The sequence below is a fragment of the Streptomyces sp. NPDC002845 genome (genome assembly GCF_053591955.1).
The window spans coordinates 17,519-36,985 of sequence record NZ_JBSFUU010000095.1; the positions used below are offsets into that span (position 1 = coordinate 17,519).

At 68.3% G+C, this 19,467-nt stretch carries 20 protein-coding genes; 11 read left to right on the forward strand and 9 right to left on the reverse strand.

The window, feature by feature from the left end:
- Positions 1-59: 59 nt before the first annotated feature.
- Positions 60-1,469 (forward strand): DNA repair protein RadA, encoded by a 1,410-nt coding sequence (radA, locus tag ACWD3C_RS41350; protein ID WP_451152668.1) that lies wholly within the window; start codon positions 60-62, stop codon positions 1,467-1,469.
- 81 nt (positions 1,470-1,550) lie between these two features.
- Positions 1,551-2,675, forward strand: a complete 1,125-nt coding sequence (gene disA, locus ACWD3C_RS41355) for a DNA integrity scanning diadenylate cyclase DisA (RefSeq protein ID WP_451152670.1) — start codon at positions 1,551-1,553, stop codon at positions 2,673-2,675.
- Positions 2,676-2,959: 284 nt separating this feature from the next.
- Here the strand turns inward: disA and ACWD3C_RS41360 are convergent, their stop codons facing one another.
- Positions 2,960-3,784, reverse strand: a complete 825-nt coding sequence (locus ACWD3C_RS41360; protein ID WP_451152672.1) for a hypothetical protein — start codon at positions 3,782-3,784, stop codon at positions 2,960-2,962.
- Positions 3,785-4,263: 479 nt separating this feature from the next.
- On the opposite strand from ACWD3C_RS41360, the gene ACWD3C_RS41365 reads away from it, so the two are divergent.
- From ACWD3C_RS41365 to cseC, 5 genes are all read left to right on the forward strand, one after another.
- On the forward strand, positions 4,264-5,175 hold the full coding sequence (locus tag ACWD3C_RS41365) for an A/G-specific adenine glycosylase (RefSeq protein WP_451152674.1): 912 nt from the start codon (positions 4,264-4,266) through the stop codon (positions 5,173-5,175).
- 277 nt (positions 5,176-5,452) lie between these two features.
- Positions 5,453-6,007, forward strand: coding sequence for a SigE family RNA polymerase sigma factor (locus tag ACWD3C_RS41370; RefSeq protein WP_451152676.1), 555 nt, complete (start codon positions 5,453-5,455; stop codon positions 6,005-6,007).
- Positions 5,995-6,708: a hypothetical protein gene (locus ACWD3C_RS41375; RefSeq protein WP_451152678.1), complete on the forward strand. Its 714-nt coding sequence runs from the start codon at positions 5,995-5,997 to the stop codon at positions 6,706-6,708. Before ACWD3C_RS41370 ends, ACWD3C_RS41375 begins: the two co-directional genes overlap by 13 nt.
- A gap of 19 nt (positions 6,709-6,727) precedes the next feature.
- The gene (cseB, locus tag ACWD3C_RS41380) at positions 6,728-7,450 is read left to right on the forward strand and encodes a two-component system response regulator CseB (RefSeq protein WP_451152680.1); all 723 of its coding nucleotides are present in this window, start codon (positions 6,728-6,730) and stop codon (positions 7,448-7,450) included.
- A gap of 91 nt (positions 7,451-7,541) precedes the next feature.
- Positions 7,542-8,897 carry a two-component system sensor histidine kinase CseC gene (cseC, locus tag ACWD3C_RS41385; protein ID WP_451152682.1) on the forward strand — a complete coding sequence of 452 codons (1,356 nt, stop codon included), beginning with the start codon at positions 7,542-7,544 and terminating at the stop codon, positions 8,895-8,897.
- A gap of 166 nt (positions 8,898-9,063) precedes the next feature.
- On the opposite strand, the gene ACWD3C_RS41390 is transcribed toward cseC, so the two are convergent.
- Positions 9,064-10,674, reverse strand: a complete 1,611-nt coding sequence (locus ACWD3C_RS41390; RefSeq protein ID WP_451152684.1) for an MDR family MFS transporter — start codon at positions 10,672-10,674, stop codon at positions 9,064-9,066.
- 156 nt (positions 10,675-10,830) lie between these two features.
- On the opposite strand from ACWD3C_RS41390, the gene ACWD3C_RS41395 reads away from it, so the two are divergent.
- Positions 10,831-11,427, forward strand: coding sequence for a TetR/AcrR family transcriptional regulator (locus ACWD3C_RS41395; protein WP_451152686.1), 597 nt, complete (start codon positions 10,831-10,833; stop codon positions 11,425-11,427).
- A gap of 87 nt (positions 11,428-11,514) precedes the next feature.
- Here ACWD3C_RS41395 and ACWD3C_RS41400 read toward each other — a convergent pair whose 3' ends face one another.
- Positions 11,515-12,039 carry an ATP-binding protein gene (locus ACWD3C_RS41400; RefSeq protein WP_451152688.1) on the reverse strand — a complete coding sequence of 175 codons (525 nt, stop codon included), beginning with the start codon at positions 12,037-12,039 and terminating at the stop codon, positions 11,515-11,517.
- A gap of 181 nt (positions 12,040-12,220) precedes the next feature.
- Here ACWD3C_RS41400 and ACWD3C_RS41405 point away from each other — a divergent pair, with 181 nt between their 5' ends.
- Both ACWD3C_RS41405 and ACWD3C_RS41410 read left to right on the forward strand, forming a co-directional pair.
- Positions 12,221-13,072, forward strand: a complete 852-nt coding sequence (locus ACWD3C_RS41405; protein WP_451152690.1) for a helix-turn-helix domain-containing protein — start codon at positions 12,221-12,223, stop codon at positions 13,070-13,072.
- Between the two features lie 15 nt (positions 13,073-13,087).
- The gene (locus tag ACWD3C_RS41410) at positions 13,088-13,279 is read left to right on the forward strand and encodes a DUF397 domain-containing protein (protein ID WP_451152692.1); all 192 of its coding nucleotides are present in this window, start codon (positions 13,088-13,090) and stop codon (positions 13,277-13,279) included.
- A 66-nt stretch (positions 13,280-13,345) separates the two neighbouring features.
- Here the strand turns inward: ACWD3C_RS41410 and ACWD3C_RS41415 are convergent, their stop codons facing one another.
- The 6 genes from ACWD3C_RS41415 to ACWD3C_RS41440 form a co-directional block, all read right to left on the reverse strand.
- Entirely contained in the window at positions 13,346-14,122 is a 777-nt protein-coding gene (locus ACWD3C_RS41415; protein WP_451152694.1) for a hypothetical protein, read from the reverse strand.
- 229 nt (positions 14,123-14,351) lie between these two features.
- Positions 14,352-14,804, reverse strand: coding sequence for a hypothetical protein (locus ACWD3C_RS41420; protein WP_451152695.1), 453 nt, complete (start codon positions 14,802-14,804; stop codon positions 14,352-14,354).
- A gap of 343 nt (positions 14,805-15,147) precedes the next feature.
- Complete coding sequence (locus tag ACWD3C_RS41425) at positions 15,148-15,693, reverse strand: SMI1/KNR4 family protein (protein ID WP_451152697.1); 546 nt, start codon at positions 15,691-15,693, stop codon at positions 15,148-15,150.
- A 5-nt stretch (positions 15,694-15,698) separates the two neighbouring features.
- On the reverse strand, positions 15,699-17,117 hold the full coding sequence (locus ACWD3C_RS41430) for a DNA/RNA non-specific endonuclease (RefSeq protein ID WP_451152699.1): 1,419 nt from the start codon (positions 17,115-17,117) through the stop codon (positions 15,699-15,701).
- 240 nt (positions 17,118-17,357) lie between these two features.
- Entirely contained in the window at positions 17,358-18,122 is a 765-nt protein-coding gene (locus ACWD3C_RS41435) for an IS5 family transposase (protein WP_451152701.1), read from the reverse strand.
- Positions 18,123-18,270: 148 nt separating this feature from the next.
- Entirely contained in the window at positions 18,271-18,837 is a 567-nt protein-coding gene (locus tag ACWD3C_RS41440; RefSeq protein ID WP_451152703.1) for an ATP-binding protein, read from the reverse strand.
- Positions 18,838-18,992: 155 nt separating this feature from the next.
- Here ACWD3C_RS41440 and ACWD3C_RS41445 point away from each other — a divergent pair.
- A partial coding sequence (locus ACWD3C_RS41445) for a Scr1 family TA system antitoxin-like transcriptional regulator (RefSeq protein WP_451152705.1) occupies positions 18,993-19,467 on the forward strand: 475 nt, incomplete at its 3' end.

Consider the following 19,467-nt stretch of genomic DNA (forward strand, 5'->3'; position numbering starts at 1 on the left):
CCGTCCGGCTCTGTCCACGGGCGGCCCGCGGTGTCAGTGGGCTCGGTTACGGTTCGTGCATGGCTGCCCGTACGAAGACCACCAAGGACCGTCCGTCCTACCGCTGCACCGAGTGCGGCTGGCAGACGGCCAAGTGGCTCGGCCGCTGCCCCGAGTGCCAGGCATGGGGGACGGTCGAGGAGTACGGCACGCCCGCGGTCCGTACGACGGCACCGGGCCGCGTGACCACGTCCGCGGTGCCCATCGGCCAGGTCGACGGCCGCCAGGCCACCGCCCGCTCCACCGGCGTACCCGAGCTGGACCGCGTCCTCGGCGGCGGCCTCGTCCCCGGCGCGGTCGCCCTCCTCGCGGGCGAGCCCGGCGTCGGCAAGTCCACGCTCCTGCTGGACGTGGCGGCCAAGGCGGCCAGCGACGAGCACCGCACGCTGTACGTCACCGGGGAGGAGTCGGCGAGCCAGGTCCGCCTGCGCGCCGACCGCATCCACGCCCTCCACGACCACCTGTACCTGGCCGCGGAGACCGACCTCGCCGCCGTGCTCGGCCACTTGGACGCGGTCAAGCCGTCCCTGCTGATCCTCGACTCCGTACAGACCGTCGCCTCCCCTCAGATCGACGGCGCCCCCGGCGGCATGGCCCAGGTCCGCGAGGTCACCGGCGCCCTGATCCGCGCCTCCAAGGAACGCGGCATGTCCACCCTCCTCGTCGGCCACGTCACCAAGGACGGCGCGATCGCGGGCCCGCGCCTCCTGGAGCACCTCGTGGACGTGGTCCTGCACTTCGAGGGCGACCGCCACGCGCGCCTCCGCCTCGTACGGGGCGTCAAGAACCGTTACGGCACCACGGACGAGGTCGGCTGCTTCGAACTGCACGACGAGGGCATCACGGGCCTCACCGACCCCAGCGGCCTGTTCCTGACCCGCCGTGACGAGCCGGTGCCCGGCACCTGTCTGACGGTCACCCTGGAGGGCCGCCGCCCCCTGGTGGCCGAGGTCCAGGCGCTCACCGTGGACAGTCAGATCCCCTCCCCCCGCCGTACGACGTCCGGCCTGGAGACCTCCCGCGTCTCGATGATGCTCGCCGTCCTGGAGCAGCGCGGCCGGATCAGCGCCCTCGGGAAGCGGGACATCTACTCGGCGACGGTCGGCGGCGTGAAGCTCTCGGAGCCCGCAGCGGACCTCGCGATCGCGCTGGCGCTGGCCTCCGCCGCGAGCGACACCCCCCTGCCCAAGAACCTCGTGGCGATCGGCGAAGTGGGCCTCGCGGGGGAGGTCAGACGCGTCACGGGCGTCCAGCGTCGGCTCGCCGAAGCACACCGGCTCGGCTTCACCCACGCCCTCGTACCGGGCGATCCCGGAAAGATCCCGGCCGGCATGAAGGTCCTGGAAGTCGCCGACATGGGCGACGCCCTGCGCGTGCTGCCGAGGTCGCGTCGTCGAGAGGCCCCACGGGACGCGGAGGACCGCCGGTAGACTTTGCCCTGGTCTCGCCCGTCCGTACGAACCCCAGGTGCGAAACGGGAGCGCCCCAGAACCTGCGACCGGAGGAGTGCAGTGGCAGCCAACGACCGGGCAACGGCTCCCGGAAAGTCCGGTGGGAGTGCCGGTACCGATGGCCTGATGCGCGCCTCGCTGAGCGCTGTGGCACCCGGCACCGCCCTGCGCGACGGCCTTGAGCGTGTCCTGCGCGGCAACACCGGCGGACTCATCCTGCTCGGTTCCGACAAGACCGTCGAAGCGTTGTGCACGGGCGGTTTTGTCCTTGATGTCGAGTTCACCGCGACCCGGCTGCGCGAGCTGTGCAAGCTCGACGGAGGCATTGTCCTTTCTTCCGATTTGTCCAAGATTCTCCGAGCCGGTGTCCAGCTCGTACCCGACCCGACAATCCCCACCGAGGAGACCGGCACCCGGCACCGTACGGCCGACCGGGTGAGCAAGCAGGTCGGGTTCCCCGTCGTCTCCGTCTCCCAGTCCATGCGGCTCATCGCGCTGTACGTCGACGGACAGCGGCGCGTACTGGAGGACTCCGCCGCCATCCTGTCCCGCGCGAACCAGGCCCTCGCGACCCTGGAGCGGTACAAGCTCCGCCTGGACGAGGTCGCGGGAACGTTGTCAGCGCTGGAGATCGAGGACCTCGTGACGGTCCGGGACGTCTCGGCCGTGGCCCAGCGGCTGGAGATGGTCCGGCGCATCGCCACCGAGATCGCCGAGTACGTCGTCGAGCTGGGCACGGACGGGCGGCTGCTCGCCCTGCAGCTCGACGAGTTGATCGCCGGTGTCGAGCCCGAGCGGTCGCTTGTGGTCCGCGACTACGTTCCCGAACCCACGGCCAAACGATCCCGCACGGTCGACCAGGCACTGTCCGAACTCGACGCGCTCAGCCATGCCGAGCTGCTCGAACTCCCTACCGTGGCACGTGCGCTGGGCTATACCGGGTCGCCGGAGGGGATGGACTCCGCGGTTTCGCCCCGCGGGTTCCGGCTGTTGGCGAAGGTGCCGAGGTTGCCCGGGGCCATCATTGATCGGTTGGTGGAGCACTTCGGGGGGTTGCAGAAGTTGCTTGCCGCGAGTGTGGATGATCTCCAGACCGTGGATGGGGTTGGGGAGGCTCGGGCGCGGAGTGTGCGGGAAGGGTTGTCGCGGTTGGCGGAGTCCTCGATCTTGGAGAGGTACGTCTAGCCTGCGGCGCGGTGGGGGTGCCTCTTCGCCGTGGGGGTTCTTTTTGTGGGCGAGTGCGGCGTCGTGTGTGGCTGGTCGCGCCCGCGCGGCGGAGCCGCACAATGTCACAGCCCCGCGCCCCTTCGGGGCGCGTGGTGGGTCGGGGCCGCGCCGGTACGTCACGCCCGTCGCGTGTGGACAGACGGCCCGGGGGCGACAAGAGGGCGGGTTGGTCGAGCCCTCTGTACGCGACGGGCGTTGACGCACCGTCACGTCCCCTTCCGCCGTCGCGCGGGTGCGGGTCGTCAGTCCTTCGCCAGGACGAAGGAGGCCTGGGCCTTGGTGAAGCCTGTGGACTCGGCTTCCACGAGGTAGGTGCCTGCCGGGGCCTCGCCCGCTGGAGGGGTGGCGCACTCGGGGGCGCTGGGCTTGCGGTCCCACTCGATCGTGTAGGTGATGCGTTCGCCGGCGGGGACTCGGAAGAGGAGGCTGCCGGAACCTGAGGGGCAGTCGGCGGAGGACCAGAAGTCGTCGTCGTTGCCCGACTGGGTGATCGTCACCACGGCGGTCTTCGGGCCGAGGTCGACCTTGCAGTCGAAGGTGCCGGAGGCGTTGTTGGCGATCAGTTCGAGTGTGGGGTTCTCGCCGGGCTCGTACTCGTTGCTCATGCTCCGCAGCGACAAAGTGACCGTGCCCGCGGTGCAGTTGGGCAGGCTCGACCCGGCCGGGACCTGCTCGCCGGGGGCAGCACCGCCACCCTCACCGTCGTCCGTGCCGCCGGCACCCCCGGTACCGCCACTGGCCGACCCGCTGTCGGAGCCGCCGGCGTCCCCTCCGCCGGATCCAGCATCCGAACCGGAGCTGTCGCCGCCCTCACTGGACTCGTCGCGTCCGCCGGGGGCCTCGCTGATCGGGGGTTCGGAGCCGGAGTCGGACGGTCCCGGAGTGATGGAAGCGGTCGGGTTCTTGTCGTTGGACCCGTTCGCATTGTTGTTGCCGTTTCCACCACCGCTGATGACAACCCAGATGATCAGCAGTGCCAGCAGACCGAGGGTGGTCAGCAGAACGGCCCTCCGTCGCCAGTAGATGGAGGAGGGAAGCGGCCCGACCGGATTGCGCAGAGATCCCACGGCGCAAACTGTACGAGAGATCCGCCGCATCCTTTGCCCCACCCGCCGCCCCGAACCCCAACTTCACAGCGCGGAACAGCCAACGGTCGCACTACGTGACGGGACGACCTCGTCGTACACCGTCCGTGATCGCCAACTCCGGTACGGCCCGGTCCCGTTCGCACCCCTCACCACCCGCACCCGCGCGACGGCGGAAGGGGACGTGACGGTGCGTCAACGCCCGTCGCGTACAGAGGGCTCGACCAACCCGCCCTCTTGTCGCCTCCGGGCCGTCTGTCCACACGCGACGGGCGTGACGTACCGGCGCGGCCCCGACCCACCACGCGCCCCGAAGGGGCGCGGGGCTGTGACATTGTGCGGCTCCGCCGCGCGGGCGCGACCAGCCACACACGACGCCGCACTCGCCCACAAAAAGAACCCCCACGGCGAAGAGGCGCACCCCGCACCAAGCGGAGCGCCATGGCAGGATCGACAACGCCATGACTGCACCCACACACACCCAAAGCCGCCCCCCGCAGGGGGCCCTCCTGCACACCCCCGTCATCGCCTGGTTCGACGCGCACGCCCGCGACCTCCCCTGGCGCCGCCCCGACGCGGGCCCCTGGGGCGTGATGGTCAGCGAGTTCATGCTGCAGCAGACCCCGGTCAACCGCGTACTGCCGGTCTACGAGCAGTGGCTGGCCCGCTGGCCCCGCCCCGCGGACCTCGCCAAGGAAGCGCCGGGCGAGGCGGTCCGCGCCTGGGGCCGGCTCGGCTATCCGCGCCGCGCGCTACGGCTGCACGGCGCCGCGGTGGCCATAGCGGAACGGCACGGCGGAGACGTACCGACGGACCACGCGCAGCTGCTGGCGCTGCCGGGCATCGGGGAGTACACGGCGGCCGCGGTCGCCTCCTTCGCGTACGGCCAGCGGCACGCGGTGCTGGACACCAACGTGCGCCGGGTCTTCGCGCGCGCGGTGACCGGGGTGCAGTATCCGCCGAACGCCACGACGGCCGCCGAGCGCAAGCTCGCCCGCGCGCTGCTGCCGGAGGACGAACGGACGGCGTCCCGCTGGGCGGCGGCGTCCATGGAGTTGGGCGCGCTGGTGTGCACGGCGAAGAACGAGACGTGCCATCGCTGCCCGATCGCCGGGCAGTGCGCGTGGCGGCTGGCCGGGAAGCCGGCGCACGAGGGGCCGGCGCGCCGCGGCCAGGCGTACGCCGGTACCGACCGCCAGGTCCGCGGCAAGCTTCTCGCCGTACTGCGGGAGGCCGTCGGGCCCGTACCGCAGGCCGCGTTGGACCGGGTGTGGCACGAGCCCGTGCAGCGGGCGCGCGCCCTCGACGGGCTCGTGGCGGACGGTCTGGTGGAGCCGCTGCCGGGGGGGCTGTACCGACTGCCGCTGAGCTGACGTACAGACACCTCACAGGTTCACGGGCTTCCGTAACGCCGTTGGGTGGATACAAAACGCCCTATAACCGCCCCAATCAGCCCCTCGCCTTACCCCGTTCCTACTTCCGTTACACAACCGACGGACAGCCGAGCGTTCCCCGCAGGCCGGCTCGCACAGGCCCGTGACAACAGCTCCGTAGCTTCATTCCCGTACCGCACAACCGAGCGGAACGAAGCGGCAGAACCGACCGCGGGCATGGCAGGCGGGTCGGCAACGGGGAATGGAGGCGGTTGGCATGGCACACGGTGAGGTGCTCGAGTTCGAAGAGTACGTCCGCACCCGGCAGGACGCGCTGCTGCGCAGTGCCCGCCGGCTGGTCCCGGACCCTGTCGACGCCCAGGACCTGCTGCAGACGGCGCTGGCGCGGACGTACGGCCGCTGGGAGGGCATAGCGGACAAGCGGCTGGCGGACGCCTACCTGCGCCGGGTCATGATCAACACCCGGACCGAGTGGTGGCGGGCCCGGAAGCTGGAGGAGGTCCCGACCGAGCAGCTGCCGGAGGCCTGCATGGACGACGACGCCGCCGAACAGCACGCGGACCGCGCTCTGCTGATGGACATCATGAAGGTGCTGGCTCCCAAGCAGCGCAGCGTGGTCGTGCTGCGACACTGGGAGCAGATGTCCACGGAGGAGACGGCCGCCGCCCTCGGCATGTCGGCCGGTACGGTCAAGAGCACGCTGCACCGGGCGCTGGCCCGGCTCCGGGAGGAGCTGGAGAGCCGGGACGACGAGGAGCGCGCCGCCCGCGCGCTCGAACTGAACAAGGAGCGGGAGCGTTGCGCGGCCTGAGCACGCGGCACGGACAGGACCCGCCGAGGCGGTACACGCCACGGCCGGTCGGGTCCGGGCATGTCACGAAGGCGGCGATCACGGCAGTGGCCGTGATCGCCGCCCTCGGCCTTTCCGTGTCCGCCTGCGGCACGGGCGGAACCGGCGCCCGCGACGAGGGCCCGGCGCAGAACGACTCCCTGAACGCGGGCGCCGCGACACCCTCGGCATCGCCCTCCGAGAGCCGCATGAGCGTGGACGCGGTGGTCGAGATGGTCAAGGCGGACCAGGAGGCGAGCGAGCCGGTCAAGGACGACCTGCAGCCGTGCGTCGCCGGCCAGTACCCGGTCGACGTGTTCTACGGCAACATGACCGGCGGGACCTCGAACGACATCGTGGTGAACGTGATGACCTGCGCGGACGCCGTCGGTATCGCCTCGTACGTGTACCGCGAGGTGGGCGCGGAGTACCGGAATGTCTTCGCGGCCGAGGAGCCCCCGGTGTACGCGGAGATCGACCGGGGCGACCTGCTGGTCACTCAGCAGCTGTACGCCGAGGGCGATCCGGTCGCGTTGCCCTCCAGCGAGGACGTGATCACCTACCGCTGGACGGCGGACCGCTTCGTGGAGCAGACCCGCACGCACAACGACTACAACAACGCGGTCGGCGGCGCGGACACCCCGGTGCCCGTCCCCTCCGAACCCGACCCGGCCGAAGACTGAGAGCGACTGAGAGCAACGGATGGCAGAGCAGACCCATGTCCTGTTCGTCGAGGACGACGACGTCATCCGCGAGGCCACCCAGCTCGCGCTGGAGCGGGACGGCTTCGTGGTCACCGCGATGCCCGACGGCCTGTCGGGCCTGGAGGCGTTCCGCGCGGACCGCCCCGACATCGCGCTCCTGGATGTCATGGTGCCGGGCCTCGACGGGGTCTCGCTGTGCCGTCGTATCCGGGACGAGTCGACCGTGCCCGTGATCATGCTGTCCGCGCGCGCCGATTCGATCGACGTCGTCCTGGGCCTGGAGGCGGGCGCCGACGACTACGTCACCAAGCCGTTCGACGGTGCCGTGCTCGTGGCCCGTATCCGGGCGGTGCTGCGCCGCTTCGGGCACGCGAGCGGGGGTGCGGGTGCGGCCAAGGCGGAGGACGCCTCGTCCGGGGACGCCCAGGACGGCCGCGGTCTCCTCGTGTTCGGTGAGCTGGAGGTCGACACCGAGGGCATGGAGGTACGGCGGTCCGGGGAGCCGGTGGCGCTGACGCCGACCGAGATGCGGCTGCTGCTGGAGTTCTCGTCGGCGCCCGGCACGGTACTGTCCCGCGACAAGCTGCTCGAACGTGTGTGGGACTACGGCTGGGGTGGTGACACCCGGGTCGTCGACGTCCATGTGCAGCGGCTGCGTACGAAGATCGGCCAGGACCGGATCGAGACGGTCCGCGGCTTCGGCTACAAGTTGAAGGCCTGAGCGGGCCGGTATGCGGGGGAACGAGTGGAGCGGGCCGGAGTATCCGGCCGCGTGGGCGTCCGGCGATACGCGGGCAGGGGGTGAGCGGTCGGTGAGACGTCTGGTGGGGCGACTGGTCCGGGGCGACGAGGCGGGGCTCCGGACCGGTCTGAAGTGGAAGCTCAGTGCGGCGATCGCGCTGGTCGGCGCGCTGGTGGCGCTCGCGCTGAGCCTGGTCGTGCACAACGCGGCGCGCGTGTCGATGCTCGACAACGCGCGCGACCTGGCGGACGAGCGCATCCAGGTCGCCCAGCGCATGTACGAGTCGGGGCGGCAGCAGCGGTCCGGATTCTTCGGGACGGCGGTCGACGACCCCGGTATCCCGAGGGACCTGCTGAAGACGGTCTCGCAGGGCCGGCGGGGCACGTACGTCTCCGAGGACGACCAGGGTGTGACGGACATCTGGGCCGCGGTCCCGCTCAAGGACGGCCGTGTGCTGTCGCTGCACAGCGGGTTCACGGACCGCAGCGCGACGGTGCTGAAGGACCTCGACCAGGCCCTGATCATCGGTTCGATCGCGGTCGTCTTCGCCGGCTGCGCGCTCGGCGTGCTCATCGGCGGGCAGATGTCGCGCCGGCTGCGCAAGGCGGCCGCCGCCGCGAACCAGGTCGCCACGGGCGAGACGGACGTACGGGTGCAGGACGCCATCGGCGGAGTCGTACGCGACGAGACCGACGACCTCGCGCGGGCCGTGGACGCCATGGCGAGGACGCTCCAGCAGCGCATCGAGGCCGAGCGCCGGGTGACCGCGGACATCGCGCACGAGCTGCGTACGCCGGTGACCGGCCTGGTGACCGCGGCCGAGCTCCTGCCGCCCGGCCGCCCGACCGAGCTGGTCCGGGACCGGGCGCAGGCGATGCGCACGCTCGTCGAGGACGTCCTGGAAGTGGCCCGGCTCGACGGGGCCTCCGAGCGGGCCGAGCTGCAGGACATCCTGCTGGGCGAGTTCGTGACCCGGCGGGTGGCCGCCAAGGACGCGAACGTCGCGGTGCACGTCGTGCACGAGTCCGAGGTCACGACCGACCCGCGCCGCCTGGAGCGGGTCCTCTTCAACCTGCTCGCCAACGCCGCCAAGCACGGCAAGCCGCCGATCGAGGTGACCGTCGAGGGCCGGGTGATCCGGGTCCGCGACCATGGCCCCGGGTTCCCCGAGGACCTCCTCGCCGACGGGCCCCGCCGCTTCCGCACGGGTTCCTCCGACCGCGCCGGCCACGGCCACGGCCTGGGCCTGACCATCGCCGCGGGGCAGGCGCGGGTGCTGGGGGCTCGTCTGACCTTCCGCAACGTACGGCCGCCGGGTGCCCCCGACGACGTACCCGCCGAGGGCGCGGTGGCCGTCCTGTGGCTGCCGGAGCACGCCCCGACGAACACGGGGAGCTATCCGATGCTGCCGCCCGCGGCCAACTGACAGGGGGTTCCAGGGCGCGGGGCGGTGACATCAGCGGTTCCACCGCGAGGCGCGCTCAGCCACACACCCCGCACCACCCGCCCCCGGCCGGCGGGGTTGAAGGGGCGGAGCCCCTGGGGGATGGGACGGGTAGGGACGGCGGGGCGAAAACCCGAGGCGGTGGACGTCAGACGGCCTCGGCCACCACCTTCGCGCCCTCGCCCGGCGTAGCCGAACCCCCCGAACCGCCCCCCGCCGCCCCCTTCAGCGGAACCTCCTTCACGAACACCGCGGCCACCAGCGCGACCACAGCCACACTGGCCCCCAGCAGGAACGCGGCATGCGTCCCCGCCGACACCGCGTACTGGTATGCCTCCCGTGCCGCCTCCGGCAGCTTCGCCAGACTCGCCGCATCGAGCTGAGCCGACTGCCCGGTGGCCGCGGCCCCCAGCGCCCCGGCCCGCTCGGCCATCACGTCGTACACCCGGTTGTTGAACAGCGCCCCCATGATCGCGACCCCGAAGGACGACCCGAGCGTCCGGAAGAGAGTCGTGGACGAGGACGCGACCCCCATGTCCTTCATCTCGACACTGTTCTGCGCGACGAGCATGGTGATCTGCATCAGGCACCCCATCCCCGCGCCGAGCACGGCCATGAACACCCCGGACATCACCCGCGACGTCCCGGTGTCCATCTGCGCGAGCAGGAACAGCCCCACCACCATCAGCGCACTGCCCGCGACCGGAAACACCTTGTACCGCCCGGAGTTGGTGGTCACCCGCCCCGCCACCATCGACACGGCGAGCATCGCCCCGAGCATCGGCAGCAGCAGCAACCCGGAGTTGGTCGCGGACGCGCCCTGCACGGACTGCTGGTACAGCGGCAGGAAGAGCACGGCCCCGAACATCACGAACCCGGTGATGAACCCGATCACCGACATCAGCGAGAAGTTACGGCTCCGGAAGATGTGCGGCGGCATCACCGGTTCCGGCGCCCTCTTCTCCACAAACAGGAACCCCACGAGCGAGGCCACCCCGATCGCGATCAGCTCCATGATCACGGCCGACCCCCAGGCGTACTCGCTCCCGCCCCAGGTGGTGACCAGCACGATCGAGGTGATGCCCACGGTCAGCAGGGCGATGCCCAGGTAGTCGACGCGCGCCCGTTCCCCGGCACGCCGCTTCGGCAGATGCAGTACGACACTGACGGCGGCCAGCGCCACGGCCCCCAGCGGCAGGTTGATGTAGAAGGACCATCGCCAGCCCCAGTTGTCCGTGATGGTCCCGCCGACCAGCGGCCCGGCGATCATGGCGATGGCCATCACCCCGGCCATCATCCCCTGGTACTTGCCCCGCTCCCGCGGCGGAATCAGATCCCCGATGATCGCCATGACCCCGACCATCAACCCGCCGGCGCCGAGCCCCTGCACGGCCCGGAACCCGATCAACTGCCCCATGTCCTGCGCCATCCCGCTCAGCGCGGACCCGATCAGGAAGATCACGATCGAGGTCATGAAGGCACCCTTGCGCCCGTACATGTCCCCGACCTTGCCCCAGACGGGAGTCGAGGCGGCGGTCGCGAGCGTGTAGGCGGTCACCACCCACGCCAGATGCTCCAGCCCGCCCAGCTCACCCACGATCGTGGGCATGGCGGTCCCGATGATCATGTTGTCGAGCATCGCCAGCAACATCGCGATCATGAGCGCGAGCAGCACGACGCGCACACTGCGCGGCTGCTTCCCCTCGCCCACGGCGCCTATGGCGCCCACGCCGTCCGCGCCGCCACCACTGTCCGCCATCGTCCCCACTCCCACCTACGACTACTTACTTGCCGCCCGGCTAGTTGTCTACACTGGGGAACGTAAGCGCGTAACTAGCCGGTCGTCAAGTAAGTTTCCGCGGTCTTGACCGAGCACGGATCCGGGAGCGCGAGAAGTACGAGAAGGGGCGGCACCATGGACGGCACGAAGCACCAGCGCCGCGGGAACACCCGCCAGCGCATCCAGGACGTGGCCCTCGAACTCTTCTCCGAGCAGGGTTACGAGAAGACGTCGCTACGGGAGATCGCGGAGCACCTCGACGTCACCAAGGCCGCGCTCTACTACCACTTCAAGACCAAGGAAGACATCCTCATCAGCCTCTTCCAGGACCTGACGAGGCCCCTGGACGACCTGATCGAGTGGGCGGGCACACAGCCGCGCACCCTCGACACCAAGCAGGAGGTCCTGCGCCGCTACAGCGAGGCCCTCACCGACGCGGCCCCCCTGTTCCGCTTCATGCAGGAGAACCAGGCAGCGGTACGGGAGTTGAGCGTCGGCGAGACCTTCAAGGACCGCATGCTCCGGATGATCGACATCATCAAGGAACCCGACGCCCCGCTCACCGACCAGGTCCGCTGCGTCAGCGCACTCTTCACGATGCACGCCGGCATGTTCCTCCTCCGCGACCTCGAAGGCGATCCCGAGGACAAGCGCAAGGCCGCCCTGGAGGTCGCGGTCGACTTGGTTACGCGGGCGCACGGGGGTGGGGGGCAGGGGGTGCACTCGGACTGACGCCGCGGCGCCCGATGACACGGTTGGCGAATCCCGCCATGGCGCCCCGCCTGACAGGGGCGACGCGGCTGCGCATCATCCACGGACTCACAGCAGCGGCCTCCCTGCCCCCGGATCAGGCCGCACTTGTACGGTCGAGCGGACGCGGCCGGCACCCAGTTCGCACCACAGCAGCTTCCCGCTCCGCCCGAAGAGATGATCGCCACCGAGGGCCCAACCGCCCCAGTCGTCGGCGTACTGGCATACGAGGAAGAGACCGCGCCCGCTCTCGAAATCGGCCGGTGCGAGCGGATGGACACCGCCCGACCGGCGATCGAAGGGAGGCGGGATATGCGGATCGGTGTCCCACACACTCAGCCGCAGCCGCCCGCCGCCGAGAGTGCGCAGGCGGAGGGCAGAGGGCCCCTTGGAGTACTGGTAGGCGTTGGTGACCAACTCGGACGTCAGCAGTTCGGCGCAGTCGACCACTTGGGTCATGCCGTGCTCGGTGAGGACCGCACGAAGGGTTCGGCGGGCGATGCGTGCGGCGCGGGGGTCGTGGGGGAGGTGGAGGGCGTACGACCAGGAGTCGGGCGTCTCGGACGGGGGCGAGCAGGGCGGTACGGTGACCATGAACGGCTCCTGGAGTTGGTGGGGTTGGGGTAGCTCGACTTGGCAGGCCATGCGGTGGAAGGCCAGTCGAGCGGCTTGGAGTTCACCGTAGCTACAGCCGTAGGATGCGTACTACCGAATCTTCGGATGCATCCGCCTTTCCACCCGTGTGGGTGACGCATTTGGCAAGGAGTGGAAGAGCATGCCGCCACGGCAGATGCCCACAGCACGCCAGCTCCGTCTGGGGGTTGAACTGCGCAAACTGCGCGAGCGCGCCGGACTGACCGCCCGCGAGGCAGGCGAGATGATCGGCGCCAACCAGGCCCGCATCAGCAACATCGAAACCGGCCGATTCGGACTGAGCGAACAGCGCATCCGCACCCTTGCCGCCAACTACGACTGTCACGACGAAGACCTGATTCGTGCTCTCATCGCCATGGCCACGCATCGCAAGCGCGGCTGGTGGGAGGAGTACCGCGAGATGTTGTCCGCCTCGCAGCTCGATCTCGTCGAGTGCGAGCATCACGCGACCGCGATCGAGATGGCCAACTCACTGCACATTCCGGGCCTTTTGCAGACGATCGACTACACCCGCGCCCTCTTCCGCGGCACCGTGCCGCCCATGCCGCCCCCGGACGCCGAACATCGGGTCTCCTTCCGCATCAAGCGCCAGGAGGTCTTCCACCGGGAGCGTCCGACCCCGTTCAGCGCGGTCATCCACGAGGCCGCCCTGCGCATGAGGTTCGGCGGCCCCACCACCACCCGGGCTCAACTCCAACACCTCCTCGACATGAGCGAACGGGACCACATCACGCTCCGAGTGATCCCCTTCGCCGCCGAGGCACTCCCTGGCTCCGGGCAGTCTGTGAGCTACTTCAGCGGGCCGATGCCACAGCTCGACACGATCCAGCTGGACCAGTCGCACGGCGTCCTTCTCCTGGACGCAGCCGCTCAACTGGACAAGTACCGCCTCCTGCTCGACTCGATGAAGGCCGTTGCTCTCTCACCTGACAAGTCAAGCGAGCTGATCCATCAGATCGCCAAGGATCTCTGAAGGGAATCCGCCTCCATGCTGAAGTGGCAGAAGTCCACCTACTGCCCCGAGGGCAACAGTTGCCTAAATGTCGCCACGGCCCCCGACGGAACGATCCTCCTACGCGAAAGCGACACCCCCGAGGAGATCCTCTCCACAAGCCCCCGCCAACTCCACGCGCTGATATCCACCATGCGGGCCCGCCACGACAACCACCCACACCCCTGAACAACACCGAAGCCCCACCAGCGCACACCCTCGTGCTGGTGGGGCTCCCGCTCGCGTACCGGACCGTCAGGCGAGCTTGGCGAGCTGGGCGTCCACGACCTCGGCCGGAACCTCGAAGTCCTGACCTGCGCCTGCGGCAGTGAAGCTGACGGCGGTGAAGTACGCGAGGGTGCTGCCGTTGCGGACGACGACCACCTTCACCGGCAGCGTCTCGCCGTCCTGCTGCACGGTGGCGTCCACCGCGACCGCCTGGTCCGCCCCCTGTGGAGCGGTGCCCTCGGCAACCTTGGTCACCTTCTGCGCGGCACCGGCGACGGTTCCCGTGAAGCCCTTGGCGCACCCCTCGGCGGTCTCACCGAGGGAGTCCATCGCGGCCTGGGCGCCATCACCCTCGTAGGAGGCGAGACCTACCATCACCGTGGACACATTCATCGCCGCCACGACATCCTCGGCGTCCACCGCCGCCCCGGGGTCCGGCTGACTGATCGTCTGACGGTGCACCGTGGCGGCAGGCTCGCCGATGACCGTACCGGCCAGGGCGTACGCCAACGGAGCGCACGCCTCGTCGTCCACCTCCACGTCCGTCTGCTCAGCCCGCTCACCGGCCGAAGGCTCGCTCACCTTGTGCCCGTCGACGTCCCCCTCCTTCAGCGCCACCTCGGCAAGCTCAGCCGCCGACAGCACCGGAGTACTGCCCTCCTCGGCCACCGCCTCCGCCGAGGCACCCGCGCCCGACTCACCACTGCCGGAGTCCGACTCCGAGTCCGCACAACCGGCCAGCAGCGCCAACGACAGCACGGCGACACCGGAAACACAGGACCGGCGTATGACAGCTCTACTCACGTTCACTTTTCTCTCTTCGAAGATCCGCTGATCCCAGCGAATCGGTTGTACCCCACCCACGCGACGCCCCTACCGCACGTCGACCTCATCGCCGCCGAAAGCCTTGGCCTCCGCAGCTGAATTCCTGCAGCCCTCCGCCGCCCCACGCCACCCACCGACGTCTTCACGGCCAATTTAAGCAGCCAATGCCCGTAAATTTTCCACCCATGGAAAACTGAAGAATAATAGGCTAAATTGGACTGCCCACATAAAGAACGTGAGGCTGAAATTCAGCACCACATACCGGACATGATCCAACAAACTCATGGGCGCGAAGCCGTGCCGGAACGTCCCCCAGGAGCGGATTCCCCGTGTCGGCGACAATCCCAAAAAATTCCGCCCGACACGACCGGCACTGGAGGGTCATGTCGCCACCGGCCAGCGCGCCAGCGAAGTAGACATCGCAGGGCTTTCCTTCGATGATCTTCCTGTCGAGGTCATCCAAGTCAGTGCCATCGCTCCAATGCAGGAACAGCCTGACATGCTTTCCGCTGGGAAGGGGCACGGAAATGCGCCTCAAGCTGCTGGACTGAGAAATGAGCTGCCCCCAGACCTCATCTTGACCAGGAGACAGATCCCTGGCAGTCAACTCGCTCGACAAAGGGTAGTATTGCACTGGCAGTGCACCAAGAGTGATCTCCACGTACATTCTATAGCCTCATCGCTGCAACCATGTGCGGAATAAGCACCTCGGCTTCACCCGCACCTGGCAGAGTCTGCATTATCACCTGGCTTCGACGAACCGTCGCGGAGTAAAGAGTGCCGCCGAAACTTCGCGCCACGTTGATATCGGTGGTAAATGACATCAACGATCGACGGCCGATCTGGGAGATCTCCGTGCCAAATGCCCCATGGGCCTGTGCATAGTCATCTGCAGATCCCCAAGTAGCGAGTGCATCCGCATGAGCCTCCTCAGATGTAGCTGTTCAGCTGGGGTGACGGCGTGACCGACCTGTCACGCCGTCACCCCAGCTGAACAGCTACGCCTAAAACAGGGTCGATCCGTCGTATCGCGTAAAGGAATTTTCGAGGTAAGCAAAGGTAGTTGAGATCAACTCCGTGGAGAGTTGCCCTCGCACCCACGCGACCAGAAAATCACTACTCGACATGCGGAATACTTCCCAGTCTCCATCAAGGTCCTGAACGACTACCGGCCACTTACCGGCATCCTCTTCCCCATGAGCGACCCACCAATAGATGTATTCGCCATCGCCGGTACTCGCCCAAGTAATCAGCTTGTCGCGATCCACATCGAGCCATGACGGAATTTCCTCGCCGGCATCCCACAAAATCCGCAGCGCGTCTTCACGCTCAGCCACTCCAGCCACCAAGTCGTAGGGGCCACCATCGGTTCGAGGCGCATGAATCCAGATATGACGATCGAAGCTACCCCCTCCAAAGTTGCCGACCAGCTCACGATAATCAGAAGGCAGGGGGGAGTCGATCTGCTCAGTCACTTCGTCCCAGTCGACCTCGCATCGGACCATCGGATAGGACAAACCCGCCCAGTGTGCCAGTTCCGCTACGGACACCTCGATCACCTCTTCCTATTGACAATCGATACATCCAGACTGAACCCAAGATTCCCGCGCGCAGACAATGTCACGCCAAGAGGTATTGAACTGGTCCCCGAATAGATTGGCGTTGCCCTATACGAGACATTCTCTCCACCGCGGACAACATTACGAATCTGCAGCTCGAATGCTCGCATTACCGGCGAGTTTGCATAGGCGTGCATAGTTACGAAGTTCCGTCGGTCGTTATTCGCACCCCCCAACACTGCCGCGAGAAGATGCGCGCGATTATATCCCTGGCCGGATTCCCATCCAGCAGGATCGACAGAGGGGTTGGTTTTCCCGCCAATGCTGTCTTTGGTGAGCAAAGCTTCGACGCCCGTCGCTCGCCCATGCTCATCCAATTCCCCATAATTGGGGGTGCTGCAGTTGTGGACGAGGACCGGTGTGGCCCCCGCCAGCACATAGTACGTGTGCAGGTCGCTGACGGTGAGGTTGTGGACCGTGGCCTGGAGGGCCGTCCACCGCTCGACGGCGGTGACCTGGACGTAGGTGCCCGCGCCGGTCTGGAGCCACTGGCCGGACCGGATGTCGGTGGCGTCGATCCACTCGCCGAGTTCCGGGACCCAGAAGGGGTGGCCGTCGGTCGCAGTGACCTCGGCGGTCTGTGTGCCGTTGTCGCCGTCGGTGTCGATGGTGACCTTGACCAGGTGCTTGACGCCCTGCCCCTTGATCTCGGCAGTGACCGTCTCCATCCGGGTCTCGCCCGTCTCCGGGTCGGTGGCCAGGACCTGGTCGCCGTTCTTGACGTCCTTGATCGGCTTCGTCGAGCCGTCGGCCATCAACACCCGCGTGCCCGGCGTGAAGCTGTTGTCCACGTCCGGGCAGCCACCGCCGCCCGAACCGCCGTCAGACCCGCCTCCGGAATCACCCCCGGAGTCGTCCCTGCCCGACCCGCCCCGCGAGCCCCCCGACTTGCCCTCCGCCCGCCCGCCACCGGACGAACCCTTGGACTGGGCGCTCGTGCGGGCCTTCACCTGCGGCGCGTTACCCCTCGCGCCCTTGGAACCGGTATGGCTCTTCTTCTTCGCCGCCGCAGCAGCCGCCTTCGCCGCCGCTTTGGCCTTCCGCTTCGCCTCCGCCGCAGCCTCCTGCGCGGCCTTCTTCGCCTTGATCAGCGCAGCCTTCGCCGACCGGGCCGCCTTCAGCCCCGCCTGGGCGACCGCCTTCGCCGTCCGCCACGCCTTGACCGCGCTCAGCGTCGCCTCGAAGGCCCGCCACATCTTCTTGCCCTTGGAGAAGATGCTCGTCCAGGGGATCGCGTCCATCAGCAGGCTGCCGCACGCCCACAGGTCCCCCTGGGAGAAGCAGCCGACCACGTCGTTCCAGCCGATGAACTCCTTGAACACCGCCCAGCCGGTCGCCAGGATCACATCACCCATCGACACCGACAACGTCCGCTGATACTCCGCGATCTGCCTCTCCAGCGCCGCGATCGACGCATCGAAACTCGACGCCGTCGACGTCAGCCCGCTCGGGTCGGCGTGGGTGACCGGGTTGTTGTTCGCGTACGAATAGCCGTTCGCCTGGAGCGGGTCACTCTCGTCCAGTGAGCGACTCGGAAGCGGGAACGACCAGCTTGGTCCGCGGGTCGCCCTCCATGCAGTGAGCCTTTTCCATCCTCAGTCTGAGCTGGCCAGATGGAGGGTGAGGACGGCCTGGACGAGGCTCGTGATCCGGGTCGTCGAGCAGCGGAGCTTACGGAGGAGCCGCCAGGATTTGAGGGTAGCGATGGCTTGCTCGACCAGTGCCCGGACCTTCGCATGGGACCGATTGACGGCCTGCTGACCAGCGGAAAGGCTGTCCCACCGGCCGCGGTAAGGGAGACGGACCGTGCCGCCTGCACCCTGGTACCCCTTGTCCGCCCAGCAGTTGATGCCGGCCTCGGCGAGGGCGTCGATGATGCCGTGCTCGCGGGCGGCCCGAACGTCATGGACGGCACCGGCCAGGGCCGGTGAAGCCCACAGGAGACGACCCTTCGGGTCCGCTATGACCTGCACATTCATGCCGTGCTTCTTGTGTTTGCCCGAGTAGAAGGGACGGTCGGCGGCGATCCGGTCGATCGGCAGAAGCGTCCCGTCCAGGATCACAAACGCCTTCATCGACGCGGCCCGTACTGCTTCGGCGAGCGTGGGGGCGAGGGCGGCCAGGAGCTCGACGGCCTCGTTGACGTACCGGTAGACGGTTGTGGTGCCGACCCCGAAACCGGCCGCGAGCTGGGCATAGGGCTGGCCGTTGCGCAGGTGGGCGAGCGTGAGCAGGGCCTGCCGACCCGCACTCAGGCGCCGCCATCGGGTGCCGAGAGTGCGCCGACGTTCCCTCAGGCGGGCGGCGAGGAAGCGGAGGGCAGAGCTGGACACGTCGACGCCGGACGAGTAGACAAGCATGCGAAGCCTCTGGTGGAGACGGTTCTCTTGGTCGAAAACCCATCTACCAGGGGCTTCACCCGTCTGTCAGGCCAACTGCCCAGCTGACGCCGGAGGTTGGAAAGGGCTCAGTACGCGTTCCGAGTCAAGCGCACCTGGCCGCTCGCGTTCAGCCCCGATTGAGCTGAAACCACACCCCCTTCCCCACCTTCACCGGTGTGACCCCAAACCCATCCGCAAGCGAGGCCACCAGCAACAGCCCACGTCCGCCCTCCGCCTCCCTACCAACCCGCCCCTCCAAACAAGGCGGCAACACACTCCCGTCGTACACGGCGACCCGAACCCCTGACGCCTCAACGGTTGCTCTGAGGTGCACCTCGCCCCGGACATGCTGATGCACGTTGGTCACCAACTCGGAGGTGCACAGGGCGGCCGTGTCGGCGAGTTCCCCGAGCCCGTGGGTCTCCAGGGTGGACCGTACGAAGTCCCGACAGACCTTGGGCGAGGTCACGACGGCAGGGGTGAACAGGGTGTACGTGAGCGGAAGTTGCTGCATGGCTGACGCCTCCAGGACGCGAAGCGGCTGAATGCTGAACGTGGATCTCGGACTGCCCGAACGAACTCGTCGACGGGCACCGCTCGCGGTGGCTCTGCCGCCCCCATGGGAACGGGCTCGCCCGGTACGGGCCCGTGAATCCGGCGGTGCACTTCCGCGACGCGGCGCGCGTGTACGCATACGTCGACGGCGAGGCTTCCGACATCTCTGCGTGAGCGTCGCCGAACTCAACGTAGCGAATCAAGGGTGACTTGTTCAACCAAAACGCCAACCTCAGTAGACCTCCGCGTCACCGCAAGGGCAAACTGGCCCCCACCCGCGAAGGAGAGAGCCCGTTGGCATTGCGAACCACACCGACTGAGCGTCAGCTACGACTCGGTGCAGAGCTGCGGAAGTTGCGCGAGGCCGGCGGGCTGACCGTGAACGAGGCTGGAGCCGTCATCGGCATGGGCCGTGTGCACCTCACCCACGTGGAGAACGGCCGCACCGCGATCTCCGCCGAACGCATCCGTACGCTCTGCCGAACCTACGGGGGCACTAGTTCAACCTACGTCGAAGCGCTGGTGAGCCTGACGGAGGCGTCGGGCAAGGGGTGGTGGAGCGACTACCGGCGCCAACTGCCGACCTCGGCACTGGACTTGGCCGAGCTCGAAGCGGAGGCCACCTGGCTGCGGTCGTACGAGTCACTGTTCCTGCCGGGTCTGTTCCAGGTAGGGGGCTACACCCGCGCTATCTTCGAGGCCAGCGACGCCGTGAGCACCGGCGAGGAGATCGAGGCGGCGGTCCGTTTCCGCGGCGAGCGTCAGCGGG

Coding starts and splice junctions, on each gene's coding strand:
- ACWD3C_RS41400 (WP_451152688.1), bottom strand. CDS start 12,039: ATGGTCACCGTACCGCCCTGCTCGCCCCCGTCCGAGACGCCCGACTCC.
- ACWD3C_RS41435 (WP_451152701.1), bottom strand. CDS start 18,122: ATGCTTGTCTACTCGTCCGGCGTCGACGTGTCCAGCTCTGCCCTCCGC.
- cseB (WP_451152680.1), top strand. CDS start 6,728: ATGGCAGAGCAGACCCATGTCCTGTTCGTCGAGGACGACGACGTCATC.
- radA (WP_451152668.1), top strand. CDS start 60: ATGGCTGCCCGTACGAAGACCACCAAGGACCGTCCGTCCTACCGCTGC.
- ACWD3C_RS41365 (WP_451152674.1), top strand. CDS start 4,264: ATGACTGCACCCACACACACCCAAAGCCGCCCCCCGCAGGGGGCCCTC.
- ACWD3C_RS41430 (WP_451152699.1), bottom strand. CDS start 17,117: ATGGGTGATGTGATCCTGGCGACCGGCTGGGCGGTGTTCAAGGAGTTC.
- ACWD3C_RS41410 (WP_451152692.1), top strand. CDS start 13,088: ATGCTGAAGTGGCAGAAGTCCACCTACTGCCCCGAGGGCAACAGTTGC.
- ACWD3C_RS41405 (WP_451152690.1), top strand. CDS start 12,221: ATGCCGCCACGGCAGATGCCCACAGCACGCCAGCTCCGTCTGGGGGTT.
- ACWD3C_RS41395 (WP_451152686.1), top strand. CDS start 10,831: ATGGACGGCACGAAGCACCAGCGCCGCGGGAACACCCGCCAGCGCATC.
- ACWD3C_RS41370 (WP_451152676.1), top strand. CDS start 5,453: ATGGCACACGGTGAGGTGCTCGAGTTCGAAGAGTACGTCCGCACCCGG.
- ACWD3C_RS41440 (WP_451152703.1), bottom strand. CDS start 18,837: ATGCGTACACGCGCGCCGCGTCGCGGAAGTGCACCGCCGGATTCACGG.
- ACWD3C_RS41390 (WP_451152684.1), bottom strand. CDS start 10,674: ATGGCGGACAGTGGTGGCGGCGCGGACGGCGTGGGCGCCATAGGCGCC.